Annotated in this window: 19 protein-coding genes; 8 read left to right on the top strand and 11 right to left on the bottom strand. The window is 62.1% G+C overall.

Annotation, left to right across the window (positions count from 1 at the left end; all coding sequences use genetic code 11):
• The 4 genes from VJ464_29315 to tsaD all read right to left on the bottom strand — a co-directional run.
• Window positions 1-425 (bottom strand): magnesium chelatase domain-containing protein (locus tag VJ464_29315; protein ID HKQ09258.1); only part of this gene is annotated, 425 nt, incomplete at its 3' end.
• A gap of 153 nt (window positions 426-578) precedes the next feature.
• A complete protein-coding gene (gene rsmA, locus VJ464_29310; protein ID HKQ09257.1) occupies window positions 579-1,415 on the bottom strand; it encodes a 16S rRNA (adenine(1518)-N(6)/adenine(1519)-N(6))-dimethyltransferase RsmA in 837 nt (278 codons plus the stop codon).
• Window positions 1,412-1,864 carry a bifunctional diaminohydroxyphosphoribosylaminopyrimidine deaminase/5-amino-6-(5-phosphoribosylamino)uracil reductase RibD gene (gene ribD, locus VJ464_29305; protein HKQ09256.1) on the bottom strand — a complete coding sequence of 151 codons (453 nt, stop codon included), beginning with the start codon at window positions 1,862-1,864 and terminating at the stop codon, window positions 1,412-1,414. Before ribD ends, rsmA begins: the two co-directional genes overlap by 4 nt.
• An 84-nt stretch (window positions 1,865-1,948) precedes the next feature.
• Window positions 1,949-3,022, bottom strand: coding sequence for a tRNA (adenosine(37)-N6)-threonylcarbamoyltransferase complex transferase subunit TsaD (gene tsaD, locus VJ464_29300; GenBank protein ID HKQ09255.1), 1,074 nt, complete (start codon window positions 3,020-3,022; stop codon window positions 1,949-1,951).
• A gap of 183 nt (window positions 3,023-3,205) precedes the next feature.
• Here tsaD and VJ464_29295 point away from each other — a divergent pair, with 183 nt between their 5' ends.
• Together VJ464_29295 and VJ464_29290 are read left to right on the top strand one after the other, a co-directional pair.
• A complete protein-coding gene (locus VJ464_29295; GenBank protein ID HKQ09254.1) occupies window positions 3,206-4,216 on the top strand; it encodes an alcohol dehydrogenase catalytic domain-containing protein in 1,011 nt (336 codons plus the stop codon).
• Between the two features lie 322 nt (window positions 4,217-4,538).
• Window positions 4,539-7,910 carry a S8 family serine peptidase gene (locus tag VJ464_29290; protein ID HKQ09253.1) on the top strand — a complete coding sequence of 1,124 codons (3,372 nt, stop codon included), beginning with the start codon at window positions 4,539-4,541 and terminating at the stop codon, window positions 7,908-7,910.
• Between the two features lie 82 nt (window positions 7,911-7,992).
• Here VJ464_29290 and VJ464_29285 read toward each other — a convergent pair whose 3' ends face one another.
• From VJ464_29285 to VJ464_29275, 3 genes are read right to left on the bottom strand one after another with little or no spacing between them, the layout of a single operon-like run.
• Complete coding sequence (locus VJ464_29285; GenBank protein HKQ09252.1) at window positions 7,993-8,481, bottom strand: Uma2 family endonuclease; 489 nt, start codon at window positions 8,479-8,481, stop codon at window positions 7,993-7,995.
• A gap of 42 nt (window positions 8,482-8,523) precedes the next feature.
• Complete coding sequence (locus VJ464_29280) at window positions 8,524-9,714, bottom strand: hypothetical protein (GenBank protein ID HKQ09251.1); 1,191 nt, start codon at window positions 9,712-9,714, stop codon at window positions 8,524-8,526.
• Between the two features lie 2 nt (window positions 9,715-9,716).
• On the bottom strand, window positions 9,717-11,132 hold the full coding sequence (locus VJ464_29275) for a tetratricopeptide repeat protein (protein ID HKQ09250.1): 1,416 nt from the start codon (window positions 11,130-11,132) through the stop codon (window positions 9,717-9,719).
• A 280-nt stretch (window positions 11,133-11,412) separates the two neighbouring features.
• On the opposite strand from VJ464_29275, the gene VJ464_29270 reads away from it, so the two are divergent.
• The 4 genes from VJ464_29270 to serC are packed head-to-tail and all read left to right on the top strand — an operon-like array spanning window position 11,413 to window position 16,305.
• Window positions 11,413-12,699, top strand: a complete 1,287-nt coding sequence (locus VJ464_29270; protein ID HKQ09249.1) for a DUF1015 family protein — start codon at window positions 11,413-11,415, stop codon at window positions 12,697-12,699.
• Window positions 12,700-12,708: 9 nt separating this feature from the next.
• A complete protein-coding gene (locus VJ464_29265; GenBank protein HKQ09248.1) occupies window positions 12,709-13,956 on the top strand; it encodes an acetate kinase in 1,248 nt (415 codons plus the stop codon).
• Between the two features lie 40 nt (window positions 13,957-13,996).
• Complete coding sequence (locus VJ464_29260) at window positions 13,997-15,199, top strand: 3-phosphoglycerate dehydrogenase (GenBank protein ID HKQ09247.1); 1,203 nt, start codon at window positions 13,997-13,999, stop codon at window positions 15,197-15,199.
• A 20-nt stretch (window positions 15,200-15,219) separates the two neighbouring features.
• Entirely contained in the window at window positions 15,220-16,305 is a 1,086-nt protein-coding gene (gene serC / locus VJ464_29255) for a 3-phosphoserine/phosphohydroxythreonine transaminase (protein ID HKQ09246.1), read from the top strand.
• 157 nt (window positions 16,306-16,462) lie between these two features.
• Here serC and VJ464_29250 read toward each other — a convergent pair whose 3' ends face one another.
• Window positions 16,463-22,510 (bottom strand): alpha-2-macroglobulin family protein, encoded by a 6,048-nt coding sequence (locus tag VJ464_29250; GenBank protein ID HKQ09245.1) that lies wholly within the window; start codon window positions 22,508-22,510, stop codon window positions 16,463-16,465.
• Window positions 22,511-22,723: 213 nt separating this feature from the next.
• Between VJ464_29250 and VJ464_29245 the strand changes: the two genes are divergently transcribed.
• Complete coding sequence (locus VJ464_29245) at window positions 22,724-24,439, top strand: M28 family peptidase (protein HKQ09244.1); 1,716 nt, start codon at window positions 22,724-22,726, stop codon at window positions 24,437-24,439.
• A gap of 130 nt (window positions 24,440-24,569) precedes the next feature.
• Here VJ464_29245 and VJ464_29240 read toward each other — a convergent pair whose 3' ends face one another.
• From VJ464_29240 to VJ464_29230, 3 genes are all read right to left on the bottom strand, one after another.
• Window positions 24,570-24,767: a hypothetical protein gene (locus VJ464_29240; protein ID HKQ09243.1), complete on the bottom strand. Its 198-nt coding sequence runs from the start codon at window positions 24,765-24,767 to the stop codon at window positions 24,570-24,572.
• 235 nt (window positions 24,768-25,002) lie between these two features.
• Window positions 25,003-25,542, bottom strand: a complete 540-nt coding sequence (locus tag VJ464_29235) for a hypothetical protein (GenBank protein ID HKQ09242.1) — start codon at window positions 25,540-25,542, stop codon at window positions 25,003-25,005.
• 146 nt (window positions 25,543-25,688) lie between these two features.
• Window positions 25,689-26,780, bottom strand: a complete 1,092-nt coding sequence (locus VJ464_29230; GenBank protein ID HKQ09241.1) for a hypothetical protein — start codon at window positions 26,778-26,780, stop codon at window positions 25,689-25,691.
• 40 nt (window positions 26,781-26,820) lie between these two features.
• Between VJ464_29230 and VJ464_29225 the strand changes: the two genes are divergently transcribed.
• Window positions 26,821-26,970 carry a hypothetical protein gene (locus VJ464_29225; protein ID HKQ09240.1) on the top strand — a complete coding sequence of 50 codons (150 nt, stop codon included), beginning with the start codon at window positions 26,821-26,823 and terminating at the stop codon, window positions 26,968-26,970.
• Window positions 26,971-26,977 lie beyond the last annotated feature (7 nt).

Genomic DNA, 26,977 nt, shown 5'->3' with positions numbered 1-26,977 from the left:
AGCAAACGACGCGCGCCGCCCGCCCGCGTCGCCACCGCAATCGATAGCGCGCCCTTGATGGGCCGCACGCGGCCATCGAGCGACAGCTCGCCGACAATCACCGTATCATCCAGGCTTTCGCACTTGAGGTCGCCGTTGGCCCCGAGAATGCCGACGGCGATGGGCAGGTCAAAGCCAGAGCCTTCCTTCTTGATGTCGGCGGGCGCGAGGTTAACCGTGACGCGGTGAATGGGGAAGAAAAGGCCGCAGTTGTTGATGGCGGCGCGGATGCGCTCGCGGCTCTCGCGCACCGCCGCATCGGGCAAGCCGACCATCGTGAAGGATGGCGCAAGGCTATCGCCCGCCTTTGGCGACAGGTCAACTTCAACGTCCATCACATAGGCATCAATGCCATAGACGGCGGCGCTCAAAGTTTTAAATAGCATCGTTCGCCTCCCTGCGTTGCCCAGACGGCAAGCCCGGTTGATGATGTGGGGAAGCGATTCGGAGCGTTGAGTTACGATTAACCGCCGGTCATCCGGGAAGCATCACTGTTTTTATATTTTCTATCACCCGGCGGCGGATTCATTCTACATCAGTTATTCAAACAGGGCATGAAAAAGTTTAGCGAACTCGTCGAGCGATAACGTCTCGGCGCGGCGCATGGGCTCGATGCCGGCGCGCGCCAGCACCGCGTCGATCTCTTCGTTAATGCCGAGCGCCAGGCGAGCGGCCTTCAGGTTATTGGCGATGGTCTTGCGCCGCTGCGCAAACGCTGCGCGCACCAGCGCGAAAAATCCCGCGCGGTCTGCCACATCAACCGCGGGCTGCTGGCGAACCAGCAGGCGCAAGATGGCCGATTGCACTTTCGGGCGCGGGCGGAAGGCGGCAGGCGACACTTCAAACAGCTTTGTCGCCAGGCAATGATACTGCACCAGCACCGACAGGTAGCCATACTCGCGGCTGCCGGGCGGGCTGGCGATGCGCTCAACGACTTCGCTTTGCAGCATCAGCGTCATGTCAAAGAGGCGGCGGCCTGTGGCCATTAGCCGCTCGATGATTGGCGTCGAAATGTAATAAGGCAGATTCGCAACCACGCGGGCACGCGGCTCGCCTGTCATGCCGGTGGCGTTGCGCCAGGCGGTGCCTGCCCTATCGAGTACCTCGTTCCAGTCAACCGCGAGCGCGTCGGCTTCGATGATCGTCACGCGGTCGCCGGCAAAACGGCTTTGCAGTTCTTCGATCAGCCGCCGATCAATCTCGATGGCCACCAGGTAACCTCCGGCTTCGGCGAGCAGCGCAGTGAGCGCGCCGGTGCCGGGGCCGATTTCGAGGATCAAGTCATGCGGCTCGGGCGCGACGCGATCCACGATGCGGCGCGCAACCTGAGGGTCGGCGAGGAAGTTCTGACCGAGACTTTTCTTTGGAGTAATCAATCTATCAATTCGCTGCGAGCGGCTATTGAGCCTTGAAACTCGAAGAAGTCTTCGTTCAATTGCCGGGCTTCATCTTCGCACAGCCCGACCTCGACCTCGATCCCGGCGCGGCGCAGTTGTTCGAGGCCACGCCCGCGAACCCGCGGGTGCGGGTCGGCGACGGCAATCACCGCCCGCGCTACACCCGCCGCAATCAAGGCGTCCGTACAAGGCGGCGTGCGCCCCTGAAAACAGCAGGGCTCAAGGCTACAATAGAGCGTCGCGCCGCGCGCTTGCTCGCCTGCCTGCTCAAGCGCGTAGACTTCGGCGTGCTTCAAGTGCTCGTAGAGAAAATAGCCTTCGCCGACGACGCGGCCATCGCGAACCAGCACCGCGCCGACAGCCGGGTTCGGGCTGACCCGCCCCAGGCCACGCCGCGCCAGCTCAAGCGCGCGCTTCATGTATTTCATATCCGCTTCACTCATTCAATTCCAAAAGTGGCGCAAGCTGTTAGCTTGCGCGAGACATTGCGCAAGCTAACAGCTTGCGCCACTTTAAATCCTGTAGCGCGCTTTGGCGGGCACATCGTAGCCTTCGAGCTTCAGGTTATCTAGCTTAATCGACGTTGAAGCCGTGAACGCCAACCCGTGATCCTCGCCGCGCATGAGCTTCGGGTAACCGGCGGCGGCGATCATCGCCGCGTTGTCGGTCGTCAGAATCGGGCTCGGATAATAGACCGGCGCGTCAAAGCCCGCCGCTTTGAGCCGCTCCCGCAAGGCGCTATTGCAGGCGACGCCGCCGGCCAGAATGATCGTTCGCGGCTGATGACGCCGCACGGCCTCGCGAACGCGAGCGAGCAGCGAGCGGATCACCTTGTCCTGAAAGCTCGTCACCAGGTTGATGATGATCTCATTCGGCGCTTCGCCTTCGGGCAACGGCTCGATGCGCTGCTCGCGCACGTAACGCAGCACGGCGGTCTTCAGACCGCTGAAGCTGAAGTCGAGATTCATTGAATCCATGCGCGGGATCGTGAAGACCAGCTCAGCCGCGCTGGCGTCGCCCTGCCGCGCCAGCCGATCAATCACCGGCCCGCCCGGATAGCCGAGCCCCAGCAGCTTGGCCACTTTGTCATAAGCCTCGCCCGCCGCGTCATCGCGCGTCCGCCCGATGACAGCGTACTGCCCTTCTTCAGGAATCAGGAAGAGCGTCGTGTGGCCGCCCGACACCACCAGCGCCAGCGCCGGGTACTCGACCGGCGGGTTCTCGAAGACGACCGAATAGATGTGGCCTTCGATGTGATTGACGCCGACGATGGGCTTGCGCGCCACAAAGGCGAGCGACTTGGCGTAGCTGATGCCGACCAGCAGCGAGCCGATCAACCCCGGCCCCTGCGTCACGGCGATGCCGTCAATCTCCGCAAGCGTCACCTGCGCATCCGCGAGCGCCTGACTGACGACCGGGGCGATGCGGTTGAGGTGCTCGCGCGATGCCAGCTCAGGCACAACCCCGCCAAAGGGCGCGTGCGTTTGAATCTGCGAGGCGATGACGTTTGATAGAACCTTGCGCCCGTCTTCGATGACCGCCGCGGCGGTCTCGTCGCACGAGCTTTCAATGCCAAGTGTGAGCATGCACCTTTATTCTACAGTGACAAGAGTGAGGAGAGAAGTATTCAGGAGTCAGAAGTCAGAAGTCAGAATGAACAAGGAAGTCGGCTTACGCCGCCGCTTTTATTCTGACTTCTGACTCCTGACTTCTGACTCCCTTCCTCCCCTCCCTTGTCTCTTGTCCCTTCTGTCATTAATCTGGAGTCCATGAAAGCTGCCGTGATGCACGAGTTCAAACAACCGCTGGCTATCGAAACCGTCGAGCCGCCGACGCTCGCCGCCGACGAAGTGTTGATCCGTGTCGAAGCCTGTGGCGTCTGCCATTCCGATCTGCACATCGCCGAAGGCGACTGGCAACAGCTGCTGCGGCTCATCAAGAAGCCGCTCATCCCCGGCCACGAAGTCGTCGGGCGCGTCGAAGCCCGCGGCGATGCGGTGACCGAGCTTGAAGTCGGCGACCGCGCCGGCGTCGCCTGGGTCTACTGGACGTGCGGGGATTGCGATTTGTGCCGCGAAGGCCAGGAGAATCTTTGCCGCAATCAGATCATCACCGGCGCAATGGTAGACGGCGGCTACGCCGAATTCATCAAGGCGAAAGCCTCGCACGCCATCCGCGTGCCCGAGGCGCTCAATTCGGCAGAGGCGGCGCCGCTCTTCTGCGCCGGCGTCACGGTCTATCGCGCCGTCAAGCGCGCGCATATCTCTGAGGGCGAGCGGCTGGCGGTCTTCGGCATCGGGGGCCTCGGCCACCTGGCGGTGCAGATCGCCCGGCACTTTGGCGCTCAAATCATCGCCGTTGATGTCAGCGAAGAGAAGCTGGAGCTGGCCCGCGCGTTCGGGGCCGAGGTGACGATCAACGCGGCAGCCGAAGATGCGGTGAAGACTCTGCGCAAGCTCGGCGGCGTGCATGCGGCAGTAGTCACGTCGGGAGCAAAGGCCGCTTACGACGCGGCGTTTTATGCGGTGCGACCGGGCGGCAGGCTGGTGGTTGTCGGCATGCCTGCCGAGCCGCTGACGTTCCCGGCCATCATGATGCGCGAGATCACCATCACTTCGGCGGCGACCGGCACGCGCGAAGACCTCGCCGAAGTCCTGCAACTGGCGGCTGAAGGCAAGCTACGTTGTTTGATCGAAACCCGGCCGCTCGAAGCCATCAACGACATCTTTGACGCCATGCGCGCCGGCAAGATCGCGGGCCGCGTCGTGCTGACGTTTTAGCGCCGTTCAATGTGGCGCAAGCTGTTAGCTTGCGCGATGCGCCATCCGCAGATCACGCCGCGCAAGCTAACCGCCTTGCGCCACAGCCGAATGAAAACTATTGACTCTCGTCGCCCGCTCTCTTACCATCCCGACACGGTGAGTTCCCCAAACCGCTTGCTTGCCCCACTTTAGTAGTCGCGTCCGGTTCTGCCCCTGTGGTGTTGTGCGCCCCTGCTGAATCAACAAGCCGCAGCACATCAACGACCGGAGAGCGGTTTCGCCTCACACGCTCACCCGACCGGGGAATGTTTGCTGCCTGGGCACCCCGGAGCAAGCGATCATGGCTCGATTCAAACTCCACCTGACGATTCTTTCACTCTTCATTCTCGCATTGATTTTTGCGGGCCGGCTGCCGGCGCATTCCGATTCGTCCAAACCGCCAGCGCCGCGCCCGGTCTTCGATACGACCTACCGCAGCCGCGCCAGTATGCATAAAGTGATCGTCCAGGCCAACGACGCGGCGCTGCGCGATGCGATACTCGCTGCCGGCGGCGCGGTCGTTGAAGACTATGGCAGCTTTGCGCTGCTGAGCGCGCCCGAAGGCGCGGCTGAGGGCGTGGCGACGCAATCGCTCAACGGCTCGGCAGTGCGCGATGACATGAACGTGCTGATGCTGCGCGCCCATTCGTTCGACACCACGGCTGGCGACGAAGCCTACTCGGCCGCTTCGCTCGGCGCGCTTGAGCCGGCTGACGAGCAGCTCTACCTTGTGCAGATGGTCGGCCCGGTCAAGAAAGACTGGGTGCGCCAGCTTGCCGGCGAAGCCGAGATCGTCGCCTACGTTCCCAACAACGCCTACCTCGTGCGCGCCACCGCCGAGGCGTTCTCGCGCTTCAAGCAGATGCAGTCGGACAACCGCACCTTCGTGCAGTACGCCGGCTCGTATAAGCCCGAATATCGCATCGCGCCAGAGATCAACCTTGATGCCGATGCGCTGGTTGATGTCACCGTGCAGGTCGCCAACGGCGCGCGCGTCGGCAGAGACATCGAGGAGATCGCTGCCGCTTCGCAAGCGGTGATCGAGCCGCCGCAATCGGCGCTCAATTACACCAATCTGCGGCTACAGGTGAGCGCCCGGCGGCTGGCCGACATTGCCCGTAAGAGCAACGTCGTGTGGATCGAGCCGTGGGCAAAGCCCGAATTGCATGACGAAAAGCAGGGCATGATTGTCGCCGGCCTTTATAGCGGCAATAGCGTCAACCCTCACGGTTATCTGGCGTGGCTGGCCTCGAAAGGCATTACTTCCGCGCCCGACTTCAGCATTGATATTGCCGACACAGGCTTTGACAAAGGCAGCCTCGACCCCGCCGAGATGCACAAAGACTTTCTCGGCGCCGGCGGCGCGTCGCGCGTCGTCTATTCGCGCTATGCCGTGGGCGCAGACTTTACAGGGATAATCAACGACACGCTCGGACACGGGACGATCAACGCCGCAATCGCCGGCGGCTATAACGACCAGACCGGCGCGCCTTACGTGGACAACAACGGCTACAGCCTGGGGCTCGGCATACACCCCTTTGCCAAGCTCGGCATCTCGAAAATCTTCGACCCGGAATACCTGAACCCGTCGCTGACCTCGCTGGTAGACCAGATGTATGGAGCCGGCGCGCGCATCTCGAATAACAGTTGGGGCACCTACAACAACAGCTACACCATCGACAGCCAGAATTACGATGCGATGGTGCGCGACGCGCGCCGCTCAGACGCCGGCAACCAGGAGCTGACGATTATCTTCTCGTCGGGCAACAAAGGCGCGGGCGGCCATCTGACTTCGCCGGGCAATGCCAAGAACACCATCATGGTCGGGGCCAGCGAGAATCTGCGGCCGGGCATGGACGGCTGCGGCGTGGATTCAAGCGGCGGCGACGACATCAATTCGATCATCGATTTTTCGAGCGGCGGCCCGACAACCGACGGGCGCATCAAGCCCGACATCGTCGCGCCGGGCACGCACATTCAAGGGGCGCGCTCGCAGGATCGGAACTTCACCGCCGGCGGCGTCTGCGGGCCGGGCAACTACCCGACGGATCAAATCACTTACACATGGTCTTCGGGCACCAGCCATGCGGCGCCCGCCGTATCGGGCGCGGCGGCGCTGCTGCGCCAGTTCTTCCAGCAATCGGTCGGGCATCCGCCGAGCCCTGCGATGGTCAAAGCTTATTTGACCAACGCCGCCACGTACCTGACAGGCACGCGCGCCGGCGACACGCTGCCCAGTCCCAACCAGGGCTTCGGCCTGTTGAATCTTGGACGCGTGCTGGATCAGGTGCCGCGCCTGATGGTGGATCAGGATCAAGTGCTCGGCAACACCGGTCAGGTCTACACACTCAAAGGTCGCGTCGTTGATCCGACGAAACCGTTGCGCATTACGCTGGCGTGGACCGATGCGCCGGGATCGCCCGCGGCTAGCCCGACGGTCAATAATCTCGACTTGCAAGTTGATGTCGGCGGCAAGACCTATCTCGGCAATCACTTCAGCGGCGCTTTTTCGACTGAAGGCGGCAGCGCCGATTCCTTGAACAACCTCGAAGCCGTTTACGCGCCTGCCGGCGCATCGGGCGAATTCACCGTGCGCGTCGTCGCCGCCAACATCGCAGGCGACGGCATCCCCGGCAACAACGACAGCACCGATCAAGATTTCGCCCTCATCGTCTACAACGCGATTACTTCGGATGGCAGCGGTGGCGGCGGCGGCGGCGGCGGTGGTGGTGGTGGCGGTCCGGTGGATTCGCCGCCGACCGTCAACATCAAGTACCCGCTTGGCGGCGAACACATCACCGTCGGCAGCTTCCTGCGCGTGCTGTGGGATGCGTCGGACGACAAAGGCATTCAGAGCCAGCGCATCGAGTTTTCGGCTGACGGCTTGACCTACAACCTGCTCGGCGCGGTGGATGGCAAGGCGCGGCAATTCGACTGGCGCGTGCCGTCCATTCCGACGCCGCTGGCGCGCATCCGCGTCACGGCGGTTGACGGCGTCAATCTGCCGGTGTCGTCAATCAGCCCAGGGCCTTTCGAGATCGTCAACGGCCCGCCCGACAACGTGCCGCCGACGGTGCTGGTCGTTGCGCCGGACAAGCACACGGTTGTCGGCGGCGGCCAGGCGCTGACCATCCAGTGGCGCGAAACCGACAACGTCGGCGTCGTGCAGCGGCTGATCGAGCTGTCAACCGACAACGGCAGCTCCTGGACGCGCATCCTGGGAATCAGCGCGCCAAGCAGCGGCGTCGATCAGAAGTATGACTGGATTGTGCCGATTGACATGGCAACGCTCAAGGCGCAGGTGCGGGTGACGGTCTATGATGGCGCCGGCAACTCGGCGACCGCGGTGAGCGGCGGCAACTTCGACGTCTGGCCGCTACCGATCATCACCAGCGTCACCTATCATGACGAAACGCCGGCTTATCTTGAGGTCACCGGGCGAAACTTCAGAAATGATGAAACCGACATCATGGTGGACGGCAAGGCGCTCGGCAAGATTTTCTGGCAAGACCGCTACTACGAGGGCCAGGGCATGAGCCGCAAAGTCTTCAGCAAGGACAAGAAGCTCTTTAAGCGCATCCCGGCCAAAGCCGAGGTAGATATTGTCATCGCGCTGCCGAAGACCGGGCAGGAGTCGCCGGCCTTCACCTACAAGCGGCCAAAGACCTCGTAAGCGGACGATAGGCCGGTTAATACTAAAACGCGGATGGCCCGTTGCCATCCGCGTTTTTATTTTGTGAGACAGGGGGCTGACCTCAAACGCTTGCCGTGCAGCCGCAGAGCAACTCAAGCGCAACCTCGGATTGATGCACGGCGCTGCGGTCGCGCCGCGCGTGCAGGACTTCGAGCGTATAAGGGTTGAACACAATCACGTCCTTAACGCCTTGCCTGAGATAAAACTCTCGTCCGACCTCCAGGTCTTTGGCTTCAAATCCTCTGCTGATGACTTCGATGACGGCTTCGGGCACGAGGCGGATGGCTTCCTCTTCTTCTTCCGGCTCGCGGCAAAAGATCGATATATCAGGACGCTTCAACGAGCCGTCCGGGAAGCTGATGTAAACGTCGGCGGCATGAACACAGTCACACGGATTTTGCGAGCCTGCGGGTGACTTGCGAATGCTGGAGCGGATACGGTCAACCGCCTTTTGATGCTTGTAAAGCGGGCTGGGCTCCCAGATCGGAATGCCGCCGACGATCTCCAGCCTCAGACCAAGCTCATCTGCTCGCAAGAATCTTGAGTCCATCGCGGCTCCTTAGTTCAGACTTTGAATCAATCCCTTCACAGGCTAGGTGGATTTCGCCTTCATGCCTTTGCGGGCGCCGTCGTTGGCAACTTCGGCTTGCTCGATGGCGCGGCGCAAGGCGTCGCTCTCGCGTTCGTCTTTCTCCGAGGCGGTCAACGCCCGCAGCGTCTGCAAGTGGCGGTCGGTGGCTTCGCGCAGAATGTCGAGCGCCTTACCAAGCGCCTTGCTCTTGGGGTTGTGCTCGTAAGCGTCTTCGAGCTTGGCCATCCCCTCTTCGATGGCGCGGGCATAGTGTAGCAACAGCTCGGCCCGCGATAGCTTCGGCAGCTCGCCCCACTCTTTCTTCTCTTCTTCGGCTTTCTTTATTGCCTTCGGCTCAGTGGGCGGCGGCGCGGGGTTGAGCGCCGCGAGCCTGCGGTCAGCGATCCTCATAAAGACTTTGATGCGGTCGTCAGCCGCTTGCGCCTGGCGGACGTGGTCGTCTTCTTCTTCGGTCAGGTAATCGCCGGGCACCTGCCCGTCCCACCGGCGCAGGCCCGCCGTTGCCTTGCGGTCGTTGCGGCTGTCGAATGATGCCCGCCAGGCGGCCTGATAAAGCAGAGCGCCGCGCATTTCGAGCAACGGCGGACGCGACGCCTCATCGCGATTCTCGGTCTTCGGCGGCTTATCGGCGTCGGGGTCTTTCAAGACCTCGCCGCTGGCAATGGCAATGTTGAGCATCTGCACGCGGAAGCGCTTGGTGCGCTTGATGGCGGCTTCGGCAAACTGCACGCGCTCGACCGGGAACAGGCGCTCGACTGACTCCAACGTGCGCAGGTCTTTGTAAAGCGACTGCTCGACCTTTTTCGCGGCGCCGCGCTTGCCCTCTGTGAGCGACTCTGCCAGCTTCACGCATTCGGCCATCGCCTTCTGAAACACATCAAGCTCATGCTCGGCGCGGCGCGCATCATTGCTCTTGACCGCGGCGAGCGCCGCATCGATGTGCGCGTCGGCGATCTTCATGTAGGTCTCAATCGTTTTCTTAGGATTGTGCGCGTCGGCGAGCAGCAGCTTCTCCTGCGCCGTCAGCAGGTTTGCAAGCGGCGTCGGGTCAATCGGCAACGGCGGGTCGTCTTGTGCCCGAACGACTGGCGCGCAGCCGACCACCAGCCCCGCGAGCAAGCCCGCCGCGGCTCGCCTCAGCCAACGCCTTAGGCCAGCAGAGCGCCGGCCATCATCGCATCCGTGCTTCATAATCACTTCCCTTTGGCGGGTGATTTACACTTGCCGTCCTTGACCAGCCGGGCCAGCAGGCTCAAGCGCAGGTTCGCGTTATCAATCTCACTCTGATTCCGGGCTGCATCGGCACGTCGGGCAAATTCCTGATAAGCGCGTTGCGCCTGCGGACAATCGCCCAGCCGATCAAAAGCAATGCCGAGAAAGTAATAGCTCATCGCCACGTCGGGCTTCGCGCGAATTAGCCAGATGAACTCGCCCGTGGCCTGCGGATACTGCTTCAGCTCGAAGAGCGCCGTCGCCAAACTGGCATGCGCAGCATAGTTGTTGGCGTCGCGTTGCAAGGCCTCGGTGAGGATGGGCAGCGCCGGCTCGAACTGCTTCGAGCGCACCATCGCCGCGCCCAGTTGCACGCGGGCGTGGTTGTCTTTGGCGTCGAGCGCCAGCGCCCGGCGATAGTAATCTGCGGCTTCCGCCGGCTGCTCTTTAAACACCAGGTCGCCGGCCATCACCAGCAAGAGCGCATCGTTGGGGCGCAGCTTGATGAGACCGGCGATCTCTTTCATGGCCTCGGCGCTCTGGCCATTCTCGGCCATCAGGCGGGCAATCTCTGTGCGCAGCGCATAATCATTCGGGCGCGCGGTCAGCACCGCGCGATAGATTTGCAGCGCCGTCTGCGGCTGCCCTGTGCGCGCGTAGAGCGTCGCCAGCCGCAGCGCCGTCGCTTCCGACGGCTGGGTGCGATACGCGATGGCGTAATCGGCGATGGCTTTGGCGGCATCGCCGCGCGCTTCATAAATGCGAGCGCGGCCTTCGCGCGCCGTGGCGATGCTGGCATCCATCTCGATGGCCTTCGAGTAGTCGGCAAACGCGGCTTCGCTCTTGTCTGTGCGCTCCTCGGCAATGCCGAGCAGCGCGTAGATGAGCGCCGTCGCTTCACCTTGCTCGATGGCGGCGCGCAGGTGCTCGATGGCCTTCTGCGGCTCGTTGGTCTTAATCAGCGCGCTGGCATAGAGCAGGCGAACGCCGCTGAGCTTCGGGTCGAGCTCAAGCGCGCGAGCCAACACCGTCTTGGCTTCCTGAGTGGCGTCGCGATCCAGCAAGACCTGGCCCAGGGCGCGATAGGCGCGGGCGAAGCTCGGCTCCAGAGCGATGACTTTGCGCAGGTCGGCTTCGGCCTCTTTGTCACGGGCCAGAGCGATCAGGGCCGTGGCGCGTTGATAGTAAGGCTGATAAAGCGAAGGCGCGGCGTTGATGGCGTTGCTGTAATAGCGCACCGCCGCCGAATGGTCGCCGCGCTGCTGGGCGCTCTGCCCTTCTTCAAAGGCGGCAGCGGCGGCCTGCCGGTCTTCGTTGTGGCCGTTGGTCTGTGCGCGACAGACCGGCGCAGCGATGACCAGTAAAGTAAGCACGATGATGAAGCGGGAAAGGCACATACGGATGACAACCTCGAAAGCATCATAGCACCCGCTCATATCAAGGCAAAAGGCAAAAGGCAAAAGGCAAAAGTGGCAGAGCCGGATGAATAAGTAGCCTCAAGTTATCTATTTAATCTCCTGCCGACCTTTTGCCTTTTTACTTTTTATTTTTGCCTTCCCACCCTAGGTGGGCCGTTGACATCGCTCACCGCGCAGCCTAGCATTGCTTATTCGCCGCGGCTTCTGTTAATGCCGAATGACAGAGGCGGCGCACAAACCACCAGCCGGAGAGCAAGACATGGCAACCATTCGCCCCTTTCGCGCCGAACGCCCACAAAAAGACAAAGCCGCGGAAGTTTCCGCTGTCCCTTACGACGTGGTCAATACCGCGGAAGCGCGACAGCTTGCGGCTGACAACCCGCTCAGCTTCCTGCACGTCTCGCGGCCCGAAATCGATCTCCCCGATGGCACGGACGTTTACTCGGACGCGGTCTACGCCAAGGCGCGAGAGAATTACGACCGCCTGCGCCGCGCCGCGCCGCTCGAAGTCGAAGCGACGCCGAGCCTCTATGTCTACCGCCAGCAGATGGGCGGCCACGAACAGACGGGGCTCGCGGCTTGCTGTTCAATTGACGAATACGACACCGACATCATTCGCAAGCACGAACGAACCCGCAAAGATAAAGAAGACGACCGCACGCGCCACATGATTACCATTGGCGCGCAGACCGGCCCGGTCTTTCTCACCTATCGCGGGCGCGACGAGATCAACGCGATTATCGAGCGCGCCAAACAGGGCGACGCCATCGCCGACTTCACCGCTGCCGATGGTGTTAGCCATACCGTCTGGCGCGTCGCCGACACCGACGCGCAAGCATTGGTCGAAGCGTTCAACGCGGTGCCGCTGCTCTACATCGCCGACGGTCATCACCGCGCCGCCAGCGCCAGCCGGGCGCGCGCCGCTTTGCGCGACCAGAACGCGAATCACACGGGTAACGAAGAATACAATTACTTTCTCACGGTTCTCTTCCCTGCCGATCAGGTCCGTATCCTGTCCTACAACCGCGTGGTGAAAGATTTGAACGGCCAATCGAGCGCCAAATTCCTCAAAGCGCTCTCCAAGCAATTCAAACTCAGTGAAGAAGGGCCTGAGATGTGTATGCTGGCTGTCGATCCCCGCACGGGCCATAAATACAACGCCTTCGGGCGAACGGAAAAAGGGCTGATCCGCATGTACCTCGACGGCAAGTGGTACTTGCTCGGCATATCGAATGACTCCGGGCGGGCTGATGACCCGATTGCGTCGCTCGACGTGAGCATCCTGCAAGAGCGCGTGCTCGACCCGCTGCTCGGCATCAAGGACGTACGCACGGACAAGCGCATCGACTTCGTCGGCGGCGTGCGCGGCGCGGAGACGCTTGAGCAGGCCGTCAACGAGGGCCGCGCGGCGGTGGCCTTTGAGCTTTACCCGGTCGCCGTCGAAGAGTTGATCGCCATCTCTGACGCCAAAGAGATCATGCCGCCCAAGTCAACATGGTTCGAGCCAAAGCTGCGCGATGGCTTGCTTAGCCACCTGATCGGCTAAAGGTTCGTTATGAATGTCCTGGTTCTCAATTGCGGCAGCTCGACGGTCAAGTTCCAGCTCATCGCTACCGATCTTGACGAGATCAGCCGCAATGCCGACCGCAGGCTTGCGCGCGGCGGCGTCGAGCGCATCGGCGGCGAAGCCATCATCACTTTGAAAGTCGAAGGGCGCGCCCAGCAACGCTCGACCGCTGCCCTGCGCGACATGCGCGCCGCGGTTGATCACATCATCCGCTGGGCGTCATCTGAAGCCGCCGGCATCGAAGGCGTCCGCAGCGTCGCCGATATTCATGCCGTCGGCCACCGCGTCGTGCATGGCGGCGAACGCTTCACGCATTCTGTCCTCATCACCGACGAAGTGCTCGCCGGCATCGAGGAGATGATCGAGCTGGCGCCGCTGCACAACCCCGCCAACATCAAAGGCATTCAAGCCGCCCGCGACCTGTTCGGGCCGGGCCTGCCGCAGGTCGCCGTCTTCGACACGGCCTTTCATCAGACGCTACCCGAACGCGCTTACCTGTACGCGATCCCCTACCAGTTCTATCGCCGCTACAAGCTGCGCCGCTATGGCTTCCACGGCACCTCGCACCGTTACGTCGCCTATCGCTATCGCTTGCTGCGCAACATCAAGCGCGAAGAGACCAGCGTGATTACCCTGCACCTCGGCAACGGCTGCTCGGCGGCGGCGATCAAGAACGGCGATTCGATAGACACCTCGATGGGCATGACGCCGCTCGAAGGACTGGTGATGGGGACGCGCGCCGGCGACCTGGACCCGGCCATCATCGATTACCTGGCGGTCAAAGAAGGCTTATCGTTGCAACAGCTCGAAACCATGTTGAACAAGCAATCGGGGCTGATCGGCATATCAGGACTGACCAACGATATGCGCGAGCTGCTCGAAGAAGCGCGCGAGAACAACGACCGCCGGGCGCGGCTGGCGATTGAAATTTTCTGCTATCGAGCGCGCAAATACATTGGCAGCTACCTCGCGGCGATGGGCGGCGCGGACGCCATCGTCTTTACCGGCGGCATCGGCGAGAACGCGCCGGAGATTCGCGGGCTGATCTGCGATGGCTTGCAGTGGGCCGGGCTTGAGCTGGATGCCGAGCGCAACACGCAATGCGTAAGCGGCTGCGAAGGCTTGATCAGCACCGATGCGTCGCGGCTGGCGGCTTACACGATCCCGACCGACGAAGAGTTATTGATCGCGCGCGACACGGTGCGTTGCGTGCGCGGCGCGCCGCAACGGTATTAGAATGCGACTTCGCGCATTGGTCATCATCGAGGAGCGTTTAATGAAAATTCTGATCGCGGATAAATTCCCCGAAAGCGGCATCAACGAACTGCAAGCGGCAGGCTTCGAGGTCGCCTACGACGCCGAGCTAAAAGACGACTCGTTGACGCAAGCCGTCGCCTCGACAGGCGCGGACGTGCTGGTGGTGCGCGGCACCAAAGTTCCGGGCGCGACGCTTGAGGCGGGCCGCTTGAGCTTAGTCGTGCGCGCCGGCGCGGGCTATAACACGATTGACGTGAAGACGGCATCGGCGCGCGGCATCTATGTCGCCAACTGTCCCGGCAAGAATGCCGTTGCCGTCGCCGAGCTGGCCTTTGGCCTGATCCTGGCGCTCGACCGTCGCATCCCGGCCAACGCCGCTGACCTGCGCGCCGGCAAGTGGAACAAAAAGGAATATAGCAAAGCGCGCGGCCTGTTCGGACAGACGCTCGGCCTCATCGGGCTCGGGCAGATCGGCCAGGAGATGATTCCGCGCGCCCGCGCTTTCGGCATGCCGGTCGTCGCCTGGAGCCGCTCGCTCACCGCCGAGCGCGCCAGTGAGCTTGGCGTCGAGATGAAGTCATCGCCGCAAGAAGTGGCCGCGGCTTGCAACATCCTGAGCGTCCACGTGGCGCTCAAAGACGACACGCGCAACCTGATTAACGAAGAAGTGCTGGCGGCGCTCGCGCCCGGCTCCTACTTCGTCAACACCTCGCGCGCCGAAGTCATAGACCAGGCGGCGCTCGCCCGCGCCGTCACTGAGCGCGGACTGCGCGCCGGGTTGGATGTTTTCGCGGGCGAGCCAGGCGGCGGCACCGGCACTGTCGAAGACGACATCTTCAAGCTCGACGGCGTCATCGGCACGCACCACATCGGCGCGTCAACCGATCAAGCTCAACAGGCCATCGCCGACGAGACAGTGCGCATCATCCGCGAGTACAAAGACATGGGCCGCGCCCCGAACGTCGTCAACCTGGCGAAGAAGACGGCGGCGACGTATCTACTGGTCGTCCGCCACTTCGACCGCGTCGGGGTGCTCGCGGCAGTCTTCGACCAGTTGAAAGGCGCAGGCATCAACGTGCAGGAGACCGAAAACATCGTCTTTGAAGGCGCTGTCGCCGCCATCGCGCGCATCCACCTGGATCAAGCGCCTTCACCTGAAACGCTCGACGCCATGAAAGCGGCATCCGGCGACATCATCGAGTTGAGCTTGCTCAAGCTGTAGCTCTCAATACTGGAGGGATAATGACCGAACGAATCTATAACTTTTCCGCGGGCCCGGCGGTGCTGCCGCTGTCGGTGCTCGAACAAGTGCAGCGCGATATGGTGGCGCTGCCCGGCGTCGGCATGTCTATTGTCGAGATCAGTCACCGCTCGAAGGCGTTCGACGAAATCATTCAGGGCGCGCAAGCCGACATGCGCAAGCTCGCCGGCATCCCCGACAACTACCACATCCTGTTCTTGCAGGGCGGCGCGTCGTTGCAATTTTCGATGGTGCCGATGAACCTGCTGCCCGCTGGCGGCAAGGCCGATTATGTCGTCACCGGCTCGTGGTCGAAAAAAGCCATCAAGGAAGCGCAGCGCATCGGCACGGTCAACATCGCGGCGACAACCGAAGGCGACGGCTTCAAGCGCGTGCCGAAGCAAGAAGAGTTGAGGCTCGATCCCGAAGCCGCTTACGTTCACATCACCACCAACGAAACGATCCACGGCGTTGAATTCAAATATGATCCCGAAACCGGTGACGTGCCGATGGTGGCGGACGCTTCGTCGGACATCTTCAGCCACCCGCTGAACGTCAGCAAGTACGCGATGATCTATGCGGGCGCGCAAAAGAACCTCGCGCCGGCTGGCGTCACGCTCGTCATTATGCGAGATGACCTACTGGCGCGCAGCCCGGCCAGCCTGCACACGATGTTGAACTACAATACGCATGCCAAAGAAAACTCGCTCTACAACACGCCGCCGGTCTTTGCGATTTATGTCATGCGGCTGGTGCTCGCCTGGCTGCTCGAACAGGGCGGCCTCGAAGCCATCGGCAAGCAGAACAAAGAGAAGGCCGGCCTGTTGTACGACGCGATGGATGCGACCGAATTTTATCGCCCGCATGCGGCAGCGGATTGCCGCTCGCTGATGAATGTGACCTTCCGACTGCCGAGCGAAGAGTTGGAGAAGCAGTTTGTTGCCGAAGCCACAAAAGCCGGATTGAACGGCTTGAAGGGCCACCGCTCCGTGGGCGGCATCCGCGCCTCGATCTACAACGCCTTCCCGCGCCAGGGCGTCGAAGCGCTGGTTTCCTTCATGAAGGAATTCGAGCGCACGCACGGCTAAGGCCGTGACGCGGAGACGCGGGGACGCGGCGACGCGGCGAGGGAAAGACAGAGAGACTGACTGCTTGTCTTTCTTTCCCCGCGTCGCCGCGTCTCCGCGTCCCCGCGTCTTTTTCTTCTCGCCGTGTCGCCGTGTCGCTGTGTCGCCGCGTCACATTTTACTCGACGATGACGCGGTCGGTGGCGCTGCGTCCGAAGGTTTCCGGATGGTACATCTCTTCGGCCTTTGACGGCGGCACCACAAACGCGCCCGGCGTCGTCGCTCTCGCGACGTACGAATAGGTGTAGACGCCATCCCACAGCAGCGACGCGAAAGCTTCGACCCGCTCATCGCGCATGTTCTGGTGCTCGTACCAGACGCCCCACCACCAGGAGCGACGGGTTGATTCTTTCGGGTCTTGCGGAATACTGCCCGTCACCGCCAGCTCAGGGTTCATTGCCTCAAGCCCTGCCGGTATTGGATCAACCAGCGCCACGTGATAGCGGCGCGACACGGCTACCATCGTCAGCCGTACGCGCACTCGCGCGCCCGCTTTGATATGCCAGTTGCCATCGCTGTCGCGGCGCACGTCGTCGGCTTTGTCTATCGCTTCATAGACGCGCTCGACCGTGAAGCCATGCTCGGACGGCTCAAGCCTCAAGCTCGCCGGCGCGTACTGCATGCCGATGCGGTAATACAAGCGGCCCGCGCCGTCTTTGGCCAGCACGACATTCTGCGACGCCACGGTTTCCGCCAGGTAGCGCATCGGCACCGTGACGTTGAAGCGTTCCGTGGTGCGGCCTTTGAAATCATGCTCGCCGGCGTAACGGTCGCCGAGCCAGGCGCGCGCCGTGAAGTTCGGCGTCGTCTTCTCGTAAACCGCAAAGTACTTGTCGAGCGCCAGCAGCACGAACGAGTTCTCCTGCGTGTTCTCCCAGCGCCCCGCGACGCGATGGCCCAAGAGGCCGCGCACGAGCTTCGGAATCAAGTCGTTGGCCGGCTGGTCGCTGATCAGGGATTCAAGGATCACCGCGTCGGCGCGGCGGTCGGAATTCAGCAACAGGTAGTCGCTGTCCCTGTACGATGTCACGAAATGGGCTGTGGCAGCCTCTTCCGTGGCGCGGTTGTTCAGGTGGCGGCGAATCGCCGTGACTTCAGCGGTCGAGGCGGAGTCGCCGGTCAGCACCGATAGCAGCCAGCCGACGGCTTCGAGCGAAAGGCCATCCAAGCCCGCTTCGGCCATCAACCGCCGCGCCCGCGCCGTGTCGCGGTCGCCCATGCGATTGCGCACGTAGAGCGCGTAAGCGATCAGCGCGCGGCGCGCTTCGATGCCGTAGTAATCCGGGATGTGCTGCTCGACGTTGCGCAGGTAGTCGAGCGCGCGCTTCCGCATTTCTTCGGGAACGTCGAAGCCTTTCTCTTTGGCGCGCTGCAAGGCGTGGGCGACGTGAATGCTGATGTAGGGCCACGATTCCTCGCCGCGCCGCCAGAAGCCGAAACCGCCGTCGTCGTTCTGCAAGACGCGCAACCGCTTCACATCGCGGCTGACTGAATCAATCATCGCTTGCGGCGACGGCAAGCCTTGCGCCTTGAACGCCGCCAGCACGTCTTTCAACGCGGCAATCGCCATCACCCGCGACGACATCTGCTCGGCGCACTCGAACGGGTAACGCGTCAGGTACAGCACCGCGTCGGTCAGGGCTTGCAGCTCGGTTGATGACGTGGTGATCTCGATGCCGCCGAATTGCGTGACGGCGTCCGAAGGCGCTTTGACCGGCTGAAGGATTGCGCCCGCGTCGATCTCGCCGTAGGTGGCGAAGGCTTCGGTGGTCGCGGGCGTCCAGACCGGCAACGAGACTTCGGCGGCGTCGGCCCACTTGCCCGACGCGGCGGCGATCTGAAAGCGCGCCGTGCCTGCGCGCTCGGTGGTCGCCGGGAAACGCACTTCGACGCGGTCGTTGGCCGGCACGGTGACGCGGCGGCCCGCGCCGTCCGTGAGCGCGGCGTTAGTGGCGCGCACGCCGACGTTGACTTCCATCGGCGCGTCGGTCTGGTTTTGAATGACGACCGGCAGCTCGAACTTGTCGCCGAAGTTGAGGAAGCGCGGCGCTGAAGGTCGAGCCATGAGCGGCAAGCGCGCGGTGATGGTTGATTCGCCGCCGCCGAACTGACGGCCCCCGGCGACCGCTACCGCCATGATGCGATAGCGCGTCAGGTTGTCGGGCAGTTTGACTTTGACGCTGGCGCGGCCATCCGAATCGGTCGGCACCGCCGCGGCAAACGTCGCCAGCGCGTTGAAGTCTTCACGCGTCCGAATCGGCTCAGGCTCACTGCCCGAAGCTGATCCGCCGATGCCAGCCTTTTGGGCCTGCCTGGCCATCGGTGCGGCGGCGGGCATATTTGAGACCATCACGGATTCTGTCTGTACCAGCCCATCCGCTTGCAGGCGGTCAAAGCTCCGCCCATTGATCGGCAGGTTCTTCGTCTGAGCAATCAAGTCATCAGGATTGCCGAGCAGAACCTCACGGCGCAATTCATAATCGCTGGTGTCGGTGCCGCGCGGCGCGTAGAAGGTCGAGAGCGGGTCACCAATGCGATAGCCCGTCAGGCCAAGAATCGCTTCGTCAACCACAACCACGGCAAGCTCGCTCCCCGACACGGCGCGGCCCGCCGCATCTTTCACCGTCACGTCAACGACGGTTTCGCCGCCCGGCTCCAACGCCTTGTTGCGCGGCACGGCTTCGACCGCGAGCTTCCTGGCGAGCGGCGGCACGCTCAGGTTCAACGAGCCTTTTGCGAATGCCGGGCGCTTCGGCAGCTTGTCATTCGCCTTGCCAGCTTCGTCTGTGCGCGCCGATGCGCCGACCAGATCAACCTGCACCGTGACGTTCGGCGTGTAGCCCTCTTTGATCGGCACCTTGAGCGTCCTGGATGCGCTCTCCATCTTGAAGCGTTCGGTCGTCACGATGCCGGAACGGCGCAGCGTCATCACGCCTTCGGCCGGAGTGAATGGCGCTTGCACTAGAATCTCCGCCGTGTCGCCCGGCTGGTATTCTTTGCGGTCGGGAATCAGCCCGGCGTCTTCCTGCTCAAGATTGCGTTTGGGAACTACCTTGCCGCCCGCGACCCACAGCGTCAGCTCACTCTCGTTGCGCCGCTCGCGGTCGTCCATCACCGTCGCTGTGATGCGATAGGTGCCGCCCTCTTTCGTCTCGAAGCGACACTCGACCGGAGCCGTGGTTGATTTCACTTCGCATTCCTGCGGGTTCGCTTCCTTCTGCTTCCACTCGCCCTTTTCAAAAACCCAGTCGAGCAGCACTGCACGCATCTTGACCGAACGCCCGACAATCAATTTGCCGTCGAGGTCGCAGACGATGGACTGCACAATCAGCGGCTCGCCTTTCTGAACAAAGGTGCGCGGGCTGCGAATGCCGACATAGAGATCAGCCGGATGCACAAGCATGCTGGTCGTCGCCGTCCACTGCTGGCGATTGACATCCATGACGCTCGCTTCGGCGGTGACGGTCGAAGGGCGCGGCGGGTCTACGGAGAGAAAGTCAACGCGCAGTGAATGCTTGCCCGCGCCGTCCGTGCGGCCCGTGAAGGTCTCGACTTTTAGCTGCCGGTAGTCGGAATTGTTGATCCACCACGGAATCCATTTGCCGAAGGTGAAGTCATCGCGGTTGGGCGGCGTGAACTGCGCAGCATGCGCGATCACTTGCCAGGTGACTTCCGAATTGGCCAGGCCGCCGCCGGCGTAATACGCAGCGGTCGCCGTGACGTTGGCCGAGCCGCCGACAAAGTGCGGCCCTTCGCTGGCCTGCGCCGTCACCTCAAATTCGGGACGGCGAAACTCCTGCACCTGCACCTGGTGGTTGTAATTCAGATTGCTCAGCGCCACGCTGACGTCGCGCGCTTCGAGTTGCAGATTGGCATAGCCCAGGTTCATCGTCGCCGGCAGTTTCAGCACGGCATCGAAGCCGCCGAGCGCGTTGACCTGCGCCGCGCCTTTCATCACTTCATTGCCGCGCGAATCTTTCAGCGAATAGGTGACACTCTTCACATAACCGTCCAGGCCGTTGACGTCGCCATCAGTGCCTGTGCCGATGCGCCGCAGCCAGCCTTTGACGTGAACCTCTTCGCCGGGGCGATACATCTTGCGGTCGTCGAAGACAAACCACGAGAGCGCATCGGCTTCCGGGCGGCGAACCCAGGCGCTCTGCTCGCTCCACCAGTAAGCGTTTTCCGGCAGGAAAGCGACGTCTTTGTCCTTGCGCGCAATCAGCAGTTTCGAGCCACCGCCCTCGTTGTTCAGCGGCAGGCGCACCAGTCCGCTGGCATCCGTCGTCGTCGGCGATTCGCCGCGCAGGCCGCTCGTCTGCGCGACCGCAATCGTCAAGCGCGCGCCTTCAACCGGCTTGCCATCTTTCAATGAAGTGGCCCAGCCGACAAGCTCCTGTTTGTCAACGAACGCCGTCAGGCCGATCTGCGTTGCCGCCGCCCAGACGGCGATGCGCTGGCGGTCATAACGATTGCGCGGCGGTAGCGTGGATTCGATGATGGCGACGACGTGGCCGAAACGATTCTCAAGCGCGCGGCTCAAATCGATGCGAGTTTCAGCCATCTCGTCGGCTTCGGCTTTGACCGGCACGTTTTCATTGACGACGAGGCGACCGGGCGGCGTGGCGTTGGTATTGTCGTTCGTCGCTCGCAGGTATTGCAGGAACTGCGCCCAATTTTCGGGGCCGACGCGGTAGAGCCGCACGCGCAACGACGGCTGATTGATCGTGTAGATTGATAGTCGCGGCTGCGCCGACGGGTCGAGGACAAGGAATGTTTTATCCGGCCCCGCGAGCGCCGGCTCCGCCGCGCCGACGTTAAACGCCAGCGGCACGTCCGCGCCGAGCGTCTGCCCGAACTGATCGCGCACGGCGGCGGTGACAGTAACGTGATAGGTCGTGCGCCCGCGCTTGACGCCGGTGATCTGGAGCATGTTGCCATAGACGGCTGTCTTCATGCCGGCGATTTCGGGCGAAACGCGAATCTGTGATTGCTCAAAGGCCGCCGCATCGAGCGGGTTGCTGAACTGAATCTGCCATTGATCGAACGGCGTGCAGCGCTCTTGCCAGCCGCAACGCTGGTCGGTGACGCGCAACGGCCCATAGGTACGAAAGGTGAACGGTTGCGCGGCAGCGGTCGTGCGCGGGCCTTCGGCTGAAGGCGTGCCCGGCCCGACGCTCACATTGATGCCGGCGTCTGCCGGCAGCGGCAAACCGTCGCCGTTCACTGCTACGGCGCGGAATGCCAGCCAGCGCCCCTTCTCCGCCGCCTTCGCCAGACTGCTCACCATTTCATCGGCGGCCAGCTCATCGGCGGTGGCAAGCCGCAGGTTGATATCCTGGCGACTGCTGCGCAGGTGAATCGTCTTTAGCACGGCGGCGGGATCAATGCGCTGATCGAACTCGACGAACATCAGCGGGTCACGAACGGTCGGCCCGGCCTGCGGATAAAACTGCTTCACCTGCGGCGGCGGCGTGCTGAAGCGCCACGCGCGCGTTTCCGCCAGATTGGCTCCCGTAGCCGATTTCGTGCCTTTGACGACTTCGACCTGATAATCGGTCGCCATCGGCAAGTGGCCGTCGGTTTCAAACAACAAGGTCTTCGCGCCAACCCAGCGCCAGCGCCCCTGCGGCTGCGGCGTCAAGCGCACCGGCACGCCCTCGGCGACCGTGTCGGCGTGCGACGTGACCGCCACCATCGGCTGCGAGAAGGTGACGCTCAGTTGCGCCGCCAGCGGCACTTCGCCTTCGGGGGCATAGCGCAAGACTTCGAGCGGGCCGCTAACTGGCTGCGCCGTTGTATCGCGTGATGGCGCGGGTGGAAACTGGCCCTCAACGGTCTTGCCTGTGCGCGGCGGCGGCAACGATTTCTCCCTGAGCGCGAAATCCTGCTCGTCGCCGGCTTCCGCTCTGATCGCCGGCAAGCGCCGCAGCAGGCTTTCGGTTTCGTCGGCAGCAAGCCTTGTCGCTTCAGCGCGCGGGTTGGCGGCTTGCGATTCGACGACGGGTGAGCCTTCGCTCAATTTAATTTGTAAGCCTTGTTGCATGTTCGTCACCTGGGGGATAGGGCGCGGGCGGCGCGACACCTGGGCATTCGCCAGTTGCGCCAGCATCCCGGCAGTCTGCATGATGGTAAGGACCAGACAGAGAAATCGTTTGCAGCACATCGCTTTCGAACCTCGCTCGTTGAGAGTGGGACAGGTCAAAGCCTACAACCCGGTGGACGCAGAATCAATCGCGGAGCCGACATGAAGAGAACCGCGCCGGCGGTGACTTTTGCGGCCAATTCGCGCGCGCGAGTTTTTTGCATCCTACAAGTAATGGCTGACGTAATAGCCATTTCCGAAAAACGCACTTTATTGAATCAAGGAGAAATCTCAATGTCTCATCCGCGCAGGATTACTGCACTGGTTACCCAGGCGGCGCTGATCGCCGCTCTAGCCTTTGCACCCGCGCTCGCCAAGTCGAACGGCGGGCGTGACAATATAACCCCCGGTGAATTGAAAGAATGGCTGACCGTTCTCGCCTCGGACGAGTTCGAAGGACGCAACACCTTCAGCGAAGGGCTGGGGATGGCTGCCATGTACATCGCCGATCAGCTGAAAGCCTATGGCATCAAGCCCGGCGGCCCGAACGGCTCGTACTTCCAGCGCGTCGCCGTGCTCGGCGTCAAATCCGACAACAAATCGACCGTGACCGTCGAAGTCAACGGCCAGTCGCGCACTTTTAAGAACAAAGAAGGCATCAGCTTTCCGGCCTACGTCGGCGCGAAGCGCAGCTTCACCGGCGACCAGATCGAATTCCTCGGCTACGGCCTCAGCCTGCCCGACCGCAGCGACTACGCCGGCAAGAACGTCAAAGGCAAAGTGGTGGTCTATCTCGGCACACAGCCGCCCGCCGGCGTTGACGCGCGCGCGGCGTTTCGCGCCATGTTCGGTCGCGGGCGCAACGCCACCGATCAGGAAGGCGCCGTCGCCGCCATCGGCCCGGAAGTGAATCTACGCATGGCGATGGGCGGTCAGCAAGGCGGCGGCGCGGGCGCGGGCGGCGCGGGCGGCGCGCGCCCGAATGCGCCGCCCGAAGCCGATTTCACCACCGTGCAGCGCCTGGACACGCCGCAAGCGCCGAGCGTCGCGGCCAAAGACGAGTTCTTTGAGTTCCTCTTCAGCGGCTCGGACGTTAAGTACGCCGACCTGAAGCAGAAGGCCGATGCCAAAGAAGCGCTGCCGAGCTTCTCGCTCAAGAACGTGCGCATCACCTTCAACATCGATGCGGATTATCAAGTCGTGCGCACACAGTACACGCGCAACGTGGTCGGCATCATCGAAGGCACCGATCCGAAGTTGAAAGATACCTACGTCGCCTTTGGCGCGCACTATGATCACGTCGGCTATGCCGAGGGCGAAGTCGTCAACGGCAAGCGTCTGGGCGCGCGCGGCCGCGTCACCGAAGGCGCGGTCGAAGACCGCATCTGGAACGGCGCCGACGACGATGGCTCGGGGACGGTTTCGATTCTCGCCGTCGCCAAAGCCTTCGCGCAGGGGCCGAAGCCGAAGCGCTCGCTGCTCTTTGTCTGGCACGCCGGCGAAGAGCGTGGCCTCTACGGCTCGCGTTATTTTGCCGACTATCCGACTGTGCCGATGGAGAAGCTGGTCGCGCAGATCAACATCGATATGATCGGGCGCAACAACGGCGACAAGGAAGAAGAGAGCAACACGGTCTACCCGGTCGGCTCTGACCGCATCAGCACGGAGTTTCATAACCTCACGGTCGAAGCCAACAACGGGCTCACGACGCCGCTGAAGCTCAACTTCGAGATGAACGACCCGGCGGACCCCGAGCAGGTTTACTATCGCAGCGACCATTACAGCTATGCGGCGAAGGGCGTGCCGATCATCTTCCTGACGACGGGGATGCACCGTGACTATCACGCCAACACCGACAGCGCCGAAAAGATCAACTACGAGAAGATGGCGCGCATCGCACAGTACGCTTACGAGATCGGCCAGCGCACGGCCAACCTCGACCACGCGCCGGCGCGCGACAACCGCGGCCCGCGCGTCGGGCGCACGGTCGCCGGCAAGCTGGCGATGTAATGAAAACGATGAATGATGAATGATGAATGATGAGTTGCCGGTGGACAGGCGGTAGGCTTAAGCCTGCCGTAAGCCTACAACGTCATTGCAACAGGCTTGTCCACCTAATTCATCATTCATCGTTCATTATTTACTCGCTGCGGCCCAGCACATTGATGGCGAGGGGGATCGTACTGATTGCGCCGACCAGAAACAGCGTCCAGCCGACGGCTTTGCGCTGATCGTCGTTGAGTCTATCGGCAAGCAAGAGCGCAATCCCCGCGCCGAGTGCGCCGCGCGTGCCGGCGATTAAGCCGATCTCGGGCAGAGTCAACCTTCTTTCTTTCATAACCGCACCTCTAGCTTCATTCTACCCGCAAGCCATCGCGCGGGCGACCGTTCCTGGCAATCAAGTTGTTTGATTTGGGCTGCCGTTTGTGCTCAAATGTCAGCAATTCTCTATCAATGACGAAGCAAGGGAGCCGGGTCGCGGCAAAGGGAAAGGCGGCCCGGCTCTTCCATTTGTGCCAGTGTAAAATGCCGCCCGACCTCAGTTCAGAAACCAGCCGTTTTTGTCCTTTAGCCTATGCTCCTTCGAGAAGGCTAAGCACGTGTGCCAGTATCGCCTCGTCGGCCTTGAGACAGCCGTGCATGCCATCGATGCGCCGCGGCTCAGTCCCAATGATGGCGGCGCTAGCGACTTCCAGCCGCTTGCGGTACTGTTCGGGCGAAAAGCGATCTGCGGGCTGCGCCACCACCGCCAATGGCCATTCCTCGGCGGTGTTCTTCGGACTCAACTGTTGGTCTAGAAACAGCCGCAAGACTTCTGCCGGGTCGCCGCCGCCGGTCAGCGAGAAGCGCCGCTCGTAGAGTTCCAGCGACAGATGGTAAGTCTCCGAGCCTTTGAAGGTCTCTTCGAGCAGGCGGTGAAGTTCGCGGGAGACTTGTGACCAGCCTTCGCCGTGCTCGCCGAGATGCTCGCGCAACTGGATGAGCATGACGGCGAGCCATTCGCGCCGGTCGCTGGAAGTGTCGGCATTGAGGATGTCGCGGATGAGCAAGGGCCGCTCTTCATCGTTGAAGATGACTCGCCCTTGCGCGGAATCGTCATTTGATGTTGTCATGTAGCCGTCCTTTCGGCAGCGCGGGTGTAATTAGGCACACCAATCCTGACACGCCCGCGCGTGCAACTGGGCAAAGTGGGCCGTCACCGTTAATGGCGGCTCACTCGCAGATATTCATCTGGGTATTTGAGAGAACCAGTTCCGAATCAAGTTGTCGGGGCGCGGATGGGCGCACAGGTTAAAAGGCGCGCGGGGATGGGCGACGGCGGCGCAAGTGGCAGCCGGGCTGGGGTGAGCGGTTCGCTGAAGTTCAGCGGGCGCGGACGTTCCTCCGCTTCGTCCGGCGCATCTGGTGGTAGTGCAACAGCGATGATGGCTTTCGAGCTTTGCTGTTCGGCGATCTCCGCGGCAGTTTCTCTGTACTCCTTGATGGTTTGAGCAAGCGGCGAAACGAGGGCAGGGCGGATTGCTGCTTCCGCTTCTTGAATTCTTCCACATTCCGCGTATTCGACAGCAAGGCTGTTGAGAAGATCGAAGTACAGGCGCGGATTCACGCGCGCGAAGTGCCGGGCAATCGGGTAGAGAGATTCCAGTTGCTCGACGGCGCGGTGGTGATCCCCTTCAAGAGAGTGAATCAGCGCGACGCTGCGGCTGGCTTCAATTCGGGTGTAATGGTCAGCTTGCTCGATGCTTAGTGCGCGTACAAGATGCTGAAGCCTTGTACTTATGTCGCCTCTATACCCTTCAACAGCGCCGAGCGATAGGATTGCTCTAGCTCGATACCGCGCTGGAGCAAACTCTGCCGCCTGCTCAAGTAACCATTGTGCATGGTTGAAGTCGCCACTGCCTGATTTGAGCGCAGCCAGCCCACGATAATAAGCCCCGATGAACTTATACCGCTTCGTTAGTTCTAATAGCTGGCCTAATACCTGAAGCTCTTCGTCGCATCTCTGGGAATAGGCGACCTCGGCCATCGCGACCATGCGCTTGGCCAATAACTCATCTTGAAAGGAGTTTCTGATGTTAAGGAAAGTAAAGAAGTGGCTTGCAATGTCGGTGATGATTCTCTGTCTCTCAGGTGGCGCGCTTGCAGGGCATACTATGCCGGGAGGCCGAGGCGAGGAATGCACCTGTGGCTGCATCAGCTGTTTCTGCGATTCGGGTGAGTCGCCCATCTGCGGACGCACCAACAGCGCCGTCCAGGATGATCTCAATGGCGTGAGCGGCAACAAGTCGCCGGCGACGCCTGATTCATCCGGCGACGGCGGCATGCTGTTGTTCGGCTCGCTCGTCTTCATGGCGCTGGCTCGCTTCTTGTGGCGCTAAGAGTGCTGCTTGATGACCCATTTCACGCGCGAGGTACGAAGCGCGTGGAATCCCGATGACGAAGGCGTGACGACGGTAGTTTTAGCTACCACGTCGCGCTTTGTCAACGGGCGCGGGGAAGTCGAGAGTGGCGCTGGCCGCAAGCGGGTTCCGCAAATCTAAGGCTGGC

This window comes from Blastocatellia bacterium (assembly GCA_035275065.1).
Classification (GTDB): Bacteria; Acidobacteriota; Blastocatellia; order UBA7656; family UBA7656; genus DATENM01.
The sequence above is the reverse complement of the archived record's forward strand: the minus strand, read 5'-3'. Positions and strand labels throughout refer to the sequence as shown.